The organism is Pseudomonas sp. St316 (assembly GCF_018325905.1).
In the GTDB taxonomy this organism is placed as follows: Bacteria; Pseudomonadota; Gammaproteobacteria; order Pseudomonadales; family Pseudomonadaceae; genus Aquipseudomonas.
The window spans coordinates 3,445,300-3,458,736 of record NZ_AP021901.1; the positions used below are offsets into that span (position 1 = coordinate 3,445,300).

Here is a 13,437-nt window from a genome sequence, read left to right on the forward strand (position 1 = left end):
TGGCCACGCAGGCGGGTTTCAGGACTCAGGGGCGCCTGACGGATATAAAAAACCGAACCCTTTGGATTCGGCTCTTTTATCAATAGACGTGCACCTGCGTATGTTCAATCTTTGCGGAAGAACGCCCATGCATTTCACCACCGCGCCTTACCTACAGAAGTCCGCGGGCAGCAAGGTTGTGCATCATCGCTCGCAAGCCGAAAGTCCAGGGCGCAGCCTCATGGCTGTAGGTGACTGTGTTGCGCAGCGTGCCCAGCAACGGACTCGCTATGCTGACCTCATCGCCCTGCTTATGCGTAAAGCCGCTGCCAGGCGCCTCACGATCCTGGGTGGGGGCAAACAAGGTCCCGAGAAAAAGCATGAAGCCATCAGGGTATTGGTGATCACCGCCGACCGTTTGGCCCACGAGATCCAACGGGTCACGGCTGATCAACGCCATGGAACTGCTGCCTTCAAGGATAAAGCCGTCGTCGCCCTGGACGTGCAAATCCACGACGCAATTGCGCACGTCATCAAGGGTAAACGCTTCGTCGAACAGACGAATGAACGGGCCGATTGCGCAGGATGCATTGTTGTCCTTGGCCTTGCTCAACAGCAGTGCGCTGCGGCCTTCGAAATCACGCAAATTGACGTCATTGCCCAAAGTGACGCCATGCACTTGGCCGCGACTGTTCACCGCAAGCACAATTTCCGGCTCTGGGTTGTTCCATTCAGACTTGCGATGGATTCCGATTTTGCTGCCACTGCCCACTGCGGCCAGAACCGGTGCCTTCGTGAAGATCTCCGCGTCCGGGCCGATACCGACCTCCAGGTATTGCGACCACATGCCCTGCTTGATCAGCACAGCTTTAAGGCGCATCGCTTCTGGCGAGCCCGGTTTGATTGCCCGCAAGTTATCGCCTATTGCTTCTTGCACCAGGCGGCGAACACTTTCGGCTTTGGCAGCATCACCTCGGGCCTGCTCCTCGATTACCCGCTCAATCATGCTGGACGCGAACGTCACCCCGGCCGCCTTGATGACTTGCAGATCTGCGGGGGGCAACAGAAACGCCTTGCCGGGATCGGCGTGACTGCCGGTGTTCCCAAGCAACTCCTCGACGGTCCCGATGTACCTGCCAGACGCCTGACGAACCGCCAACAACGGCGAGGGGTGTTCCAGCAGTTCGCTTATTGTCGAAAAGACTTCAGAAAGATCAAACACACCTTCATCGCGCAGCACCACCGGCGAGGGTCCTGCAATCGCACCCGAGACCCAGGCACGGCCGATCAGTGTGCCGGCCAAGCCATCCATTGGCAGGGTGTTTTCGCGCGTCAGTTTCACATGTGCCATAGAGCTTCCAGAGCAGTCAGCCATCAGAGCCGTAAAACTAATGGACCGTCCCCGCAAATCCCAATGAAACAATCTCACTAATCAATGCTGTTTCGTTATCGACAGACAAGGCCTTATCCGATGGAAAACGATCAAATTACTTTTGGCAGTGTCAGCCGATGGCTGAAGATCAAACATTTGGTACTGGTCAATAGCCTGGCCAAGACCCGCAATATGCACACCACGGCCGAACACATGAATGTTACTCAGCCGGCCATCAGCAAATTGCTTCGCGATCTGGAAGTACTCCTGGGGTTCCCGTTGTTTGAGCGTCAAACGCGCAACCTGGTCCTTACCGAACTAGGCGAGTTCGTGGCACGTTATGCGCGTCTTACCTTGGAAGACACGGAATCGTTCGTCGAGCAAGTCAACAAGCTGCGAAAAGGCGGGCATGGCCATTTAAAAATCGGCACCATTTTCGCCGCAACCTCAGTGGTGCTGCCTGAAGCGATCGCCAGCATAAAACGTGAGCGTCCCCTCCTTTCTATCGAGGTGATCGAACAAACCAGTAACCATCTGCTGGAAATGCTCGAACAAAAAAAACTCGATCTGATCATCGCGCGCTTCACGGATGAGGCGTGTCAGCCTTTCGAATTTACCTCGCTGGGACCTGAACCCTTTTGTCTCGTCGTGAACAGCACACACCCGCTGTGCCGACTTGAGGAAGTCCCCACTGAAGCACTCAGCGAATGGCCATGGGTCATGTATCCCTTCAATACGCCGATCCGACAACGCATGGAGCGCGCTTTCAAGATGTTCAAGATCGCCCCGCCAACCAACACAGTGGAGACCATTTCGATGCAAACCTTCCTGCAGCTGCTTCAGTCTGGGCCAATGCTCGCCATGCTGCCCGAGTCCATGGTTCAGTCGCAGTTGCAAAATGGGCAGCTTCAAATCCTCAACACGTCCTTCAAGGTTGAATCACAGGATTACGGGGTTATCACTCGCAAGGATGAGCCCCTGTCAGAGCCGACACGGACGTTCGTTGCGACCTTATTAGAGTTCGCCAGACAGCGGCAAACAGCCACGGAAAAGAGACACCGCAGCAATCTCAAAAAAACTCGATGAGGCAAAGTTATCGAGCAATCGAAAGCTCTCATTAGGCAGCCATTTCTATGAATCCTATAGTGCCGGCACAAAAGTGCGGCGCTATGAGTGACCGCGCACTACCCGGCAGCCCGTGAGGATGCGATGGAACTGATCATGAAAACCGGCGCAGCAGCTGTTCTGCGCTTGAACCCGCTGGACGATGTGCTGATTGCACGCCGACCGCTAGTCGCTGGTGAAACCCTTGAGCTAGAAGGCGTGACGATTCGACAGGCGATTGTACCGGGCCATAAAGTTGCCTCCCGGCGTATCGAAGCAGGCCAACCGGTAAAGCGCTATGGGCAAATCATCGGTTTTGCTGTTGTCGATATAGAAGCAGGCGAGCATGTTCATGTGCACAACCTGGCCATGGGGGAGTTCGCTCGGGATTATGCTTTCAGCGTCGATGCCAAGCCCGATTTCAAACCAAGTGAAGCCCCGTCGTTCATGGGTATCGTGCGCCCGGATGGACGCGTCGCGACACGCAACTACATTGGCATTCTTACGTCGGTGAATTGCTCGGCCACCGTCGCTCGGGCCATCGCAGACCATTTTCGTCGGGACATCAATCCCGCTGCACTGCAAGCGTATCCAAACGTCGACGGTGTTGTTGCTTTAACGCATTCTGCCGGCTGCGCCGTTGATCCTGCGGGGGACGGTTTGAGCATGTTGCGCCGGACATTGGCCGGGTATGCGACCCACGTCAACTTCGCCGCCGTGTTGGTCATCGGGTTGGGCTGCGAAACGAATCAAATCGATTCATTACTCACGACGCAGGGACTCACCCGTAGTAATACTCTGCGCACGTTCAACATTCAGGACAGTGGCGGTACATCCAAGTCCATTGCCAGTGGCATTGAGCACGTCAAGCAATTGCTTGGCGAGGCCAATCAGATTCAGCGTGAACCGGTTAGCGCTCGCCACCTGACCGTTGGGCTTCAGTGCGGTGGTTCAGACGGCTACTCCGGTATCACTGCCAACCCTGCGTTGGGCAATGCAGTGGATCGCCTGGTCGCCTGCGGCGGTACCGCGATTCTTTCCGAAACCCCAGAAATATACGGTGCCGAACACTTGCTAACGCGGCGGGCTGTCAACCGTGAAGTCGGCGAAAAACTTATCGCTCGAATTCATTGGTGGGAACGCTACTGCGAACGTATGGGGGCCGAGTTAAACAACAACCCCTCTGCTGGCAACAAGGCCGGTGGCTTGACCACCATTCTGGAAAAGTCGCTGGGCGCGGTGGCAAAGGCTGGCTCGAGCAATTTGATGGATGTCTACGAATACGCCCAGACCGTCACTGCCAACGGGCTAGTTTTCATGGACACCCCTGGCTATGACCCCGTCTCTGCAACTGGTCAGGTCGCCGGCGGTGCCAACCTGATTGCGTTTACCACCGGTCGTGGATCGGCCTATGGCTGTGCCCCTGCCCCGTCTATCAAGCTGGCGACCAATAGCGCCTTGTGGGCTCGTCAACGAGAAGACATGGACATCAACTGTGGCGAGATTGCCGAAGACACCTTGACCATCGAGGCGTGCGGTGCAGCGATCTTTGAAGCCATGCTGCGCATAGCCTCGGGCGAGCGCAGCATGAGCGAACAACACGGATACGGACAAAATGAGTTCGTGCCTTGGCAGATCGGCGCCGTCACCTGATTTTCAGTCCTGGGAATGCCTTGCCCACCTATCTCTGCTTATTCAACCTGGAGACTACGATGCCCCTCATCACCGGCCAGAACTTTATCGGCGGTCAGCGCAGCGCTGCCGGCAGCATCATCGTCAAGAGCGTGGATGCCAGCACGGGGGAAACCTTGCCCTATGCCTTCCACCAGGCGACCCCGCAAGAAATCGACGACGCTGCCCTCGCAGCCTACAACGCTTTTTCCAGCTACCGCAGCCTGAGCGCGAACAAACGGGCTGAATTTCTCGATGCCATTGCCCAAGAGCTAGAGGCTTTGGACGATGACTTCATTGCGCTGGTTTGCCGGGAAACAGCATTGCCTGCAGCTCGTATTCAGGGCGAACGCGCACGTACCAGTGGTCAGATGCGCTTGTTTGCAAATGTGCTGCGGCGCGGTGACTTCTATGGCGCTCGCATCGACCAAGCGTTACCCCTTCGCAAACCGTTGCCGCGCCCCGACCTTCGCCAGTACCGCACCGCCATCGGTCCGGTTGCCGTGTTTGGTGCCAGTAACTTTCCGCTGGCCTTCTCCACGGCCGGCGGCGATACCGCTTCGGCGCTCGCGGCGGGTTGTCCGGTGGTATTCAAAGCCCACAGCGGCCACATGGCGACCGCAGAACAGGTCGCCAACGCAATTATCCGGGCGGCCGAGCGCAGCGACATGCCCGCCGGTGTCTTCAACATGATTTATGGCAGTGGCGTAGGCGAAGCCTTGGTAAAACACCCGCACATCAAGGGCGTTGGTTTTACCGGCTCGCTCAAAGGCGGTCGGACATTGTGCGATATGGCCGCTGCTCGCCCCGAACCCATTCCAGTCTTCGCCGAGATGTCGAGCATCAACCCGGTAGTGATCCTGCCCCAGGCACTCTCGCGAAGAGCCGACAGTATCGCTCACGATCTTGCCGCCTCGGTGGTTCAAGGTTGTGGCCAGTTTTGCACCAATCCCGGACTGGTAATGGGCATTCGTTCAGATGCTTTCAGCGCCTTTGAGGATCGAGTGGCTGCATTGATGAACGACCAACCGGCACAGACAATGCTCAACGCCGGCACCCTGCGTAGCTATGCGACTGGCTTGCAGAACCTGCACGCACACCCTGGCATCGTGCACCTGGCTGGCAGCGACCAACAGGGTCACCAGGCCCAGCCACAGTTGTTCAAAGCCGACGTAGCGTTGTTGCTTAACGGCGACAAGGTACTTCAAGAAGAAGTATTCGGCCCCACGTCTATCTTCATCGAGGTCACTGACCAGACTCAACTCAACGCCGCCATCAGTGCCCTGCACGGCCAATTGACCGCAACCTTGATTGGTGAGCCTGAAGACCTTACGCAATTCGCAGCGGTGACTGACTTGTTGGAGACTAAGGTTGGCCGCATCCTCATCAATGGCTACCCAACGGGTGTCGAGGTCTGCGATTCAATGGTGCACGGCGGCCCTTATCCAGCGACTTCCGATAGTCGCGGCACCTCGGTCGGAACCTTGGCCATCGACCGCTTCCTGAGACCAGTCTGCTTCCAGAACTACCCCGATGCGTTGCTTCCTGATGCGCTCAAGAACGCGAATCCATTGAACATTTCGAGGCTCGTCGACGGTTCTCTCTCGCGAGATAGCTTGTAGGTTGGCAAACATGCAAGGCGCCACGCAGACGAATTGATTAAGGCGTGCAGGGTTCGCGCGCCTTAAGGTCACCCTGCTGCTCTTACACCCTGTTCGCTCCATTGCACGAGCGCGCTTTGGCGTGCTCGCTCGACTTGGCGACGGCCGTCAGACATATGAACTCAGCACCTCACCAATGACCAGCGTTATGCCTTGATCAACCAGGGAACGACTCCCTTGACAGGGCGGCAATCCTGGTAACAGAATTACTGATGGAACGCAGTTACAATAACAACAATTGAGAAACCGGAGACACGTCATGAATCAGAGCATACCGATCAACGCTCATTCCAAAGGCCAGTCAAAGAAAGCCGCAGCTAGCGGTTGGATCGGCTCGGCACTGGAGTATTACGACTTCTTTATTTACGCGACCGCGGCGGCCTTACTGTTTCCACAGCTGTTTTTTCCATCTGATAACCCAGCGGTCGGCATCATTGCCTCTCTGGCCAGCTTTGGTGTGGGCTATATCGCCCGGCCGATAGGCGCCGTTGTCCTAGGGCATTTGGGTGATCGCCACGGCCGTAAAACAGTTCTGGTCTACTGCATGTTCCTGATGGGCTTCTCGACGATGTGCATCGGGCTTCTGCCAACGTACCAGCAGATCGGAATCTGGGCGCCGCTGCTGCTGGTGACGTTGCGTCTGATTCAGGGTTTCGCGGTGGCCGGGGAGATCTCCTGCGCCAGTTCCATGATTCTCGAACACGCTCCGTCCGGTCGTCGTGGTTACTTCGCAAGCTTTACCCTGCAAGGGGTTCAGGCCGGGCAGCTGCTCGCGGCAGCAGTCTTCTTGCCTCTCGCTCATTTCATGCCTGCGGATCAGTTCGCCGCCTGGGGCTGGCGCATTCCGTTCCTGCTCAGCATCGTCGTAGTCATCATGGGCTATATCATTCGCCGCCAGGTCGATGAGACACCTGCATTTGCCGAGCAAAAAAAACAAGGTGAAGAAGCGACTGTCCTGCCAGTCGTCGAAGTCATCCGGCAGAGCTGGGGTGATCTCTTGCGTGTGATCTGCATGGCACTTGCCGCGGTGATCGCTATTGTCGCCTCGGTATTCGGCGCCACCTACGCGGTCCAACCGGCTTATGGCGTCGGTTTCCCCGCAGGCGTCTATCTGTGGATTCCCCTGCTGGGTAACATGTGCGCGGTCATCCTGATCCCCTTCGTCGGTAACCTCTCAGACAGGATCGGCCGCAGACCCCCAGTCATCATTGGCGTGCTCTGCGCGGGACTGCTCTCGTACGCCTATCTGTACGCTATCAGCGTCCACAACCTGTGGCTTTCGCTAGTGCTCTCCGTGCTCATGTGGGGCGTCGCTTATCAGGGTTTCAACGGTGTATTCCCAAGCCTCTTTCCTGAGTTGTTCCGCACGCGGGTGCGTGTGACTGGCATGGCCATCGGGCAGAACATTGGGACCGCGATGACTGCCTTTCTCCCAGCAATCTTCGTTACTGTAGCCCCCCGGGCTCCGAAAATATCCCACTAAAAATCGGTTCTCTTACATTAGGTATCTGTGTTGTCGCTGCGATCGCGGCGTTCACTACACGTGAAACCTACCGGATTCGCCTTGAAGATCTCGGCAAGCGCACCGCAGTACCTATTGCCAAAGAAGAATACGATCGCATGCGGGCCGAAGCGATGCGGGGCACAGCTCAGACAGACGTACCGAAGAATCTGGCTGGCCAGCTGCGCTCGTAACGACTTCGACGATCAAACTGGTGCGACCATTCGGCTTTCGCGACCCACACAGGCCCAACGGGCAGAGCAGCAGCCTGCGCTCGGCACTGGCCAATGCCTCGCCATCGACGCGGTGCATGAGCCAAGAAGCTGCCAGGACGCCTCTTCCCGTCAACATCAAATATCAGGCAACCATGGCTTCACATATCACAGGAACAACTCGGCTTTATGGATTGGTCGGTCATCCGCTGACGGCTGCCAAGTCTCCGCAACTATTCAACCGACTCTTTATAGAGCAGCAGGCAGACGCGGTTTGTGTTCCATTGGAGGTCAAGGCCGATGACCTGCCCGCGTTCGTGACGGGGGCCAGGGCACTGAACAATCTCGCAGGCATCCTGGTCACCATGCCTCATAAGCAAAGTATGCTGGCTGTTGTCGACGAACTTCATCCGACCGCGCGTCAAGTCGGTGCTATCAACGTCATTCGTTGCGAGGCAGACGGACGCTGGGTCGGTGCCGTATTCGATGGCCTCGGCTGTGTGCTTGGCATGCAATGGGAAGGCTACCACCCAGCAAACAAAAACGTTCTTTTGGTAGGCGCTGGAGGCGCAGGCAGAGCGATCGCATTTGCCATCGCAGCGGCGGGTGCTCGATCGCTCACTATCGGCGATGTCGACGCACACCGAGCCGAGGATCTGGCGAAAGCGGTTGCTGCCGAAACAGGTTGCATCACGCAGGCCGGCCCAGCCGACCCACATGGCTATGAAATCGTGATCAATGCCACGCCCCTAGGCATGAGCAAGAATGATCCTATGCCTGTGGACCCTGACCGGCTGGAACCCGGCACCCTCGTCGTGGATATCATCAACTCACCGGATTCGACACCGCTTTGCGATGCGGCGCGTAAACGAGGTTGTCGTACACAGGACGGGGGCCCTATGCACAAAGGTCAGGCACTGCTTGCCCTGCGCTTCCTTGGGTTCGATTACCACCCCGATAACGTAACAGCACCGCGCCAGGAGTGATTGCATATGAAAGTTGCGTTACTGGAGGTCAGCCATTGGCATGTCCCGCTGTATCTGAATGCTCTCGAGACCAATGGGGTCCAAGTGGTGGCCGTATCGGATTCGGAACACGTGAAGGGTGAGGCCATTGCCGCACGATTCAAATGCCCTTTGTATAGCTCATCCTACGAGTTGCTTGAACGCGAGGAGGTCGATTTTGCTTTCGTGTTCGGCAGGCATTCGCAAATGCCGTCGCTGGCAGAGGCCGTGATCGCACGAAACATCCCCTTTGCCCTGGAGAAACCCTGCGGCATCAACATGGCGCAGGTCACCCGGCTACGTGAGCTGGCCGAACAAGCCAATCTCTACTGTGCTGTACCGCTGATCTTCCGCATGAGTGAACTGCTGAGTGCTCTGCAAGATGCCGAGGGCGGCTTGGCAGCGGACTTCAACTACATGTCTTTCCGCTTCATTGTAGGTCCGCCCGCACGTTATGAAACGGCAGGCTCAGGCTGGGCCATCGATCCCGCTTTTTCAGGAGGCGGATCCACGATCAACGTGGCGACGCACTTCATCGATCTCTTCAGGCTATTGACCGGCAAGGAGGTCTCGCGAGTCTCAGCCGTCATGAATTCACTGACGCATCGGGGGGCCGTCGAAGACTATTCGTTATTGACCCTGCAGACGGAAGATGGCGTGATCGGTGTTGTGGAAACGGGATACAGCTTCCCCAGTACCGTTGATGAGCAGCGCGAGTTCTCCTTCACCCTTTCATCTGATCGCATGTATGCCAAATCCGGCCCAGACCGCATCGAAATAAGGGATCGACAGAACCTTGCCGCTGGCACTCGAAGCCGCCGACTACAACTGGACACTGACGTCTATTACCCATTGTTCGTCAAGCAAGTGCTTGCTGAATGCCGAAACGGGGCCAAGCCCATTGCATCATTACGCGACGCTGAGGCAATCATGCAGGTCATGGACGCGGCCTACGCTTCAGCTCGGCAAGGAGGTACGCTTTTGACAATTACTCCGACGCCGGGATGATTGGAGCCGCCCAGCTGAATCCGATACCTGAGCAGCTCACGCCCCACATCATCGCTTTGGGGCTCTCCCCGTCTACCGGGCGGCTGCGTGTCAGCCGCTTCGAATAGGCTCGACGACTTTCTTTGGGCCGAGAAGCTAGCACCAATCCAGATAACGAAACGCGCCTGCGCGCCAAGGCCCCGGTGACTTTGGCAATCAAGCATCAGGACGCTCCGCCCAGCAACCGCTCGATGCTTCCCGCTGCCAGGCCTGCTGCATGTGATTGATGACTTCTTCGTCCGAAGTCTGGGCAAAATTCAAATACCAATAACGATCGATATCAACCACTCGGGAATGAGCGGGCAAATCACTTCATTCACTTCATTCACTTCATTCACTTCATTCACTTCATTCACTTCATTCACTTCATTCACTTCGTTGCGCAAAGCCTCGACTGTTTCCCGCGGAGCAACCGGCACCGCGACAACGATGCGCCCCTCCAATGAGCCACCGTTCGATCAGGTAGACATCACTGCAGCTTGTCATCAAGGTCAATGAAACTATCGGCCTGCCAATCCCAATCCTGGGCGTCGGCGGCATCGGGGGCAGGTGCACCAGCATATTCCATGGGCCGGTCGATATAGGCCGTCATCAGGCCGCAATCCCTGGCGGCTGCAAGATCGCTGTGGTGGCAAGCCACCAGGCAGAGCTCATTGGGTTTGAGATCCAGCGCCCTTGCCGTGGACAGGTACGCGGCGGGATCCGGTTTATAGGTTTGCGCGAACTCCGCCCCCAGCAGCGCGTCCCACTGCAAGCCGTTGTAGCGGTTCATGGCGACCATCAAGGCCACGTTGGCATTGGACAAGGTCACCACCGCAAAGCGTCGACGCAACAGGGCCAGGCCCTCGGCCACGTCAGGCCAAGGGTCCAGGCGGCGCCAGGCATGGGCAAGCGTGTGCAATACCTCGGGGTCAACCTGGTCGACTTCCAGGCCATAAGTCGTCAACAACTGGACCAGCGTCTCGTAGTGCAGTTTATCCAGGACAACGAAGCCTCCATGCCCCTTGATGCACTCGCGCAGCGCTGGCGAATACAACCGGCGCCATTGCATTGCAAATTCAGCAGGGCTGACCGCAGGCAGGTAGGTCGACACGAATGCACTCGCCTCACGTGCGACGCCTGAATGCCAGTCAACAACGGTGCCGAACACATCGAATGCCAACGCTCGTGGAAGTGTCATTGCAAGACTCCTCTGCTATTTAGGTCCAGCCTGGCACACCGGCCACTGAGGCACTGGAACGCGGGAATTCAATGAGCTTAGCCTTATCCTTTTCAAGCACCTTTACCGGTGAGCCTTGCCCCGGCCTTCGGCGCCTGCGATGAACAAGAAGGCCAGCGCCAGGGCAACTTCGACCAGCACCGCCGGCAAGATGCCCGACTCGACATTGCCCATGGCCCACTCGACCAGCCCCAGCAGCGCAAGCAGCAAGCACGTGGTGACAAACCCCGCCACCACGGCGGTTCGCCCTGGCGACGGCGGCGCATTGCGTGCCAACAACAACGCAACCCCAATACCCGCGTAGAGCGGTGCCGCACGCCGGCTTACCAAGCCCGTGGTGCCTCCATCGAAGACCACGCCCCAATTGGCCAACAACGCGGCCGGCGCGAACAACCAGATGGCGGCCAACACGAAAAACAACAGTGCCGAAAAGGTCGCCAGGTAACGGAAAGCGCGAGAAGCGTTGCTCATGCATTCACGTCCACGACAGTCCGCCCGCGCACCTTGCCTTCCAGTACCCGAGCGGCTACGGCCGGCACCTCTGCCAAGCCAACCATCTGGGTGGTGCGGGTCAGCTTGCTCAAATCAAGGTCCTGGGCGAGTCGCGACCATGCCTGCAGGCGCACCGCTTGCGGAGCGTTGACCGAATCGATACCGGCCAGGGTCACGTTGCGCAGGATGAAAGGCAGCACCGAGCCAGGCAGATCCGCGCCCTGGGCCAGGCCGAAGGCAGCGACAACGCCGCGATATTGGGTTTGCGCCAAGGCATTGGCCAGGGTGTGGCTGCCCACTGAATCAATGACGCCAGCCCAGCGCTCCTTGGCGATTGGCGCTCCCGGCTGCGACAAGGTATTGCGGTCGATGACCTGCGTCGCCCCAAGGTCGCGCAGGTAGTCGCCCTCCTCTTGCCGTCCGGTCGAGGCGATCACTCGATAGCCCAGGCCCGACAGCAGTGCGATGGCCACCGAACCGGCGCCGCCGCTGGCACCAGTGACCAGGATATCGCCGCGATCGGGGGTCAGCCCGCCATGCTCCAATGCCAGGACACTGAGCATCGCCGTGTAGCCTGCGGTGCCGATGGCCATGGCTGCCTGGGTCGAGAATACTTCCGGGATTTTTACCAGCCAGTCACCGCTCACCCGCGCCTTCTGCGCAAAGCCACCGTGATGGGTCTGGCTCAGCCCCCAACCGTTGACCAGCACCCGGTCGCCAGCCTCGAAACCCGGGTGGCTGGACGTCTCGACGATACCGGCGAAGTCGATGCCCGGAATCAGCGGAAACTGGCGAATGACCGGGGAACGCCCGCTGAGGGCCATGGCGTCCTTGTAGTTCACGGTCGAGAACTCGATCGCGACGGTGACGTCACCGGGCATCAGGTCTTCGTCCTTGAAATCGACCATCTGGGTCGAGATCGCTTCGCCGGTTTTGGTCGTGAGCAGCGCCTTGAATGTCATGGTTCTTGTCCTGTTCGTTCAAACGGATCGTCGTCGCTGCCCTGCAGATGCAACAGACACGGCAACGGTTGTGGCCAGGCCGCGTCAGTGTGCCTGAGAAGGCCGTTTGGTTTCGAGTTGCAGCGCCCTGCGGATGCCCATGTCCAGCAAGCGCGCCGGAGCAAAACTGCGCATGAACTGCAACTGGCCCGCCGCTTTGCCAGCGGTATAGCGCAGCTTCGGACGCTCGGCGCGCGCGGCCTGGAGCACCACTTCAGCCACCACGTCGGGGCCGTCGGCGGTCGCCATGGCCTGGTTCACCACTTTCGTCACTTTTTTGCGAATGTCTTCGTACACGTCGAGCTTGGCATCGGGTTGGAGGTTGTTGCTCTCGAATTGAGTCTTGGTATAGCCGGGTTCGACGACGGTGACCCTGATGCCGTGGGTACGCAATTCGTGATCCAGCGCTTGCGAATAACCTTCCACCGCGTGCTTGCTGGCTGAATAGAGGGCTGCGTAAGGAACAGGCACAACACCGAGGATTGAGCCGATGTTGATGATGCGGCCAGCAGCCTGGCGTCGCATGTGCGGCACCACCGCGCGCGTCGTGCGTACGATGCCGAGGAAGTTAGTATCGAAAAGCGCCTTGGCCTGCTCGACGGAACTCTCCTCCGCCGCTGCGGGCGCGATGCCGAAGCCGGCATTGTTGACCAGCAGATCAATCCGCCCCTCCAACGTCAGCAACGCCTGGATCGCCGCTTCGACGCTGGCATCGTCGGTAACATCGAGCACCAACAGTGGAAACCCCTGCTGTCCCGCCTGCCCGCCTCGTCGGCTGGTGCCGTAGACGCTGTAGCCTGCGGCCACGAGCTTGTGTGCAATGGCTTCCCCGATACCGGATGAAGCGCCGGTCACTAACGCTACGCGTTTGTTGATCATCATGAATGTCCTTCCGGTTATCGACGTTATCCGGTCAGAGATCACAACTGTGGTCTTGGATCATCGACTGGCAGCCTTATGATGATGATCATAATCGTAGCAGTCAATGTTTTTGATGTTGATCGAAATCAATAAGATCAATAGCCGTATTGTTCTTGGCACTTGAATAAATCCGTGCCCATGAAATCAATGAATTAACAAGGCAGTCGACGAACTTGTGGCAAAGAGCATGTTCCGCTTGAGCGGGTTGGCGCGCCAGCGAGAAGCGCCCACAAAAGGGCTGCTCAGCAGCCCT

10 protein-coding genes and 2 pseudogenes are annotated in these 13,437 nt (G+C 57.9%); 6 read left to right on the plus strand and 6 right to left on the minus strand.

The genetic code is table 11. The features are described from left to right. Nucleotides 1–151: 151 nt before the first annotated feature. A complete protein-coding gene (locus tag KI237_RS15445) occupies nucleotides 152–1,330 on the minus strand; it encodes a fumarylacetoacetate hydrolase family protein (protein WP_212800620.1) in 1,179 nt (392 codons plus the stop codon). 120 nt (nucleotides 1,331–1,450) lie between these two features. On the opposite strand from KI237_RS15445, the gene KI237_RS15450 reads away from it, so the two are divergent. The 6 genes and pseudogenes from KI237_RS15450 to KI237_RS15475 all read left to right on the plus strand — a co-directional run bounded on the left by KI237_RS15450 (nucleotide 1,451) and on the right by KI237_RS15475 (nucleotide 9,512). After that, a complete protein-coding gene (locus tag KI237_RS15450) occupies nucleotides 1,451–2,437 on the plus strand; it encodes a LysR family transcriptional regulator (protein WP_212795978.1) in 987 nt (328 codons plus the stop codon). Nucleotides 2,438–2,560: 123 nt separating this feature from the next. Continuing rightward, nucleotides 2,561–4,108, plus strand: a complete 1,548-nt coding sequence (locus KI237_RS15455; protein ID WP_212795979.1) for a UxaA family hydrolase — start codon at nucleotides 2,561–2,563, stop codon at nucleotides 4,106–4,108. A gap of 59 nt (nucleotides 4,109–4,167) precedes the next feature. Continuing rightward, nucleotides 4,168–5,748 (plus strand): aldehyde dehydrogenase (NADP(+)), encoded by a 1,581-nt coding sequence (locus KI237_RS15460; RefSeq protein WP_212800621.1) that lies wholly within the window; start codon nucleotides 4,168–4,170, stop codon nucleotides 5,746–5,748. A 298-nt stretch (nucleotides 5,749–6,046) separates the two neighbouring features. Then, nucleotides 6,047–7,482 (plus strand): annotated as a pseudogene (locus KI237_RS15465) (MFS transporter). Nucleotides 7,483–7,598: 116 nt separating this feature from the next. Continuing rightward, nucleotides 7,599–8,486, plus strand: coding sequence for a shikimate dehydrogenase family protein (locus KI237_RS15470; RefSeq protein WP_249410610.1), 888 nt, complete (start codon nucleotides 7,599–7,601; stop codon nucleotides 8,484–8,486). A 6-nt stretch (nucleotides 8,487–8,492) separates the two neighbouring features. After that, nucleotides 8,493–9,512, plus strand: coding sequence for a Gfo/Idh/MocA family protein (locus tag KI237_RS15475; RefSeq protein ID WP_212795980.1), 1,020 nt, complete (start codon nucleotides 8,493–8,495; stop codon nucleotides 9,510–9,512). A 195-nt stretch (nucleotides 9,513–9,707) separates the two neighbouring features. Here the strand turns inward: KI237_RS15475 and KI237_RS15480 are convergent. The 5 genes and pseudogenes from KI237_RS15480 to KI237_RS15500 form a co-directional block, all read right to left on the minus strand. Next, a pseudogene (locus tag KI237_RS15480) lies at nucleotides 9,708–9,985 on the minus strand (hypothetical protein); the annotation flags it as partial. A gap of 35 nt (nucleotides 9,986–10,020) precedes the next feature. Beyond that, nucleotides 10,021–10,731: a haloacid dehalogenase type II gene (locus KI237_RS15485; RefSeq protein ID WP_212795981.1), complete on the minus strand. Its 711-nt coding sequence runs from the start codon at nucleotides 10,729–10,731 to the stop codon at nucleotides 10,021–10,023. Between the two features lie 102 nt (nucleotides 10,732–10,833). After that, the gene (locus KI237_RS15490) at nucleotides 10,834–11,241 is read right to left on the minus strand and encodes a hypothetical protein (RefSeq protein ID WP_212795982.1); all 408 of its coding nucleotides are present in this window, start codon (nucleotides 11,239–11,241) and stop codon (nucleotides 10,834–10,836) included. After that, entirely contained in the window at nucleotides 11,238–12,224 is a 987-nt protein-coding gene (gene acuI / locus KI237_RS15495) for an acrylyl-CoA reductase (NADPH) (RefSeq protein WP_212795983.1), read from the minus strand. The genes KI237_RS15490 and acuI overlap by 4 nt, the downstream gene beginning before the upstream one ends. 84 nt (nucleotides 12,225–12,308) lie before the next feature. Further along, nucleotides 12,309–13,142: an oxidoreductase gene (locus KI237_RS15500; RefSeq protein WP_212800623.1), complete on the minus strand. Its 834-nt coding sequence runs from the start codon at nucleotides 13,140–13,142 to the stop codon at nucleotides 12,309–12,311. Nucleotides 13,143–13,437: the final 295 nt, after the last annotated feature.

Bases quoted from the DNA above. Each gene is read 5' to 3' on its own strand.
- KI237_RS15445 (WP_212800620.1), bottom strand. From the start codon at position 1,330: ATGGCACATGTGAAACTGACGCGCGAAAACACCCTGCCAATGGATGGC.
- KI237_RS15450 (WP_212795978.1), top strand. From the start codon at position 1,451: ATGGAAAACGATCAAATTACTTTTGGCAGTGTCAGCCGATGGCTGAAG.
- KI237_RS15455 (WP_212795979.1), top strand. From the start codon at position 2,561: ATGGAACTGATCATGAAAACCGGCGCAGCAGCTGTTCTGCGCTTGAAC.
- KI237_RS15460 (WP_212800621.1), top strand. From the start codon at position 4,168: ATGCCCCTCATCACCGGCCAGAACTTTATCGGCGGTCAGCGCAGCGCT.
- KI237_RS15470 (WP_249410610.1), top strand. From the start codon at position 7,599: ATGAGCCAAGAAGCTGCCAGGACGCCTCTTCCCGTCAACATCAAATAT.
- KI237_RS15475 (WP_212795980.1), top strand. From the start codon at position 8,493: ATGAAAGTTGCGTTACTGGAGGTCAGCCATTGGCATGTCCCGCTGTAT.
- KI237_RS15485 (WP_212795981.1), bottom strand. From the start codon at position 10,731: ATGACACTTCCACGAGCGTTGGCATTCGATGTGTTCGGCACCGTTGTT.
- KI237_RS15490 (WP_212795982.1), bottom strand. From the start codon at position 11,241: ATGAGCAACGCTTCTCGCGCTTTCCGTTACCTGGCGACCTTTTCGGCA.
- acuI (WP_212795983.1), bottom strand. From the start codon at position 12,224: ATGACATTCAAGGCGCTGCTCACGACCAAAACCGGCGAAGCGATCTCG.
- KI237_RS15500 (WP_212800623.1), bottom strand. From the start codon at position 13,142: ATGATCAACAAACGCGTAGCGTTAGTGACCGGCGCTTCATCCGGTATC.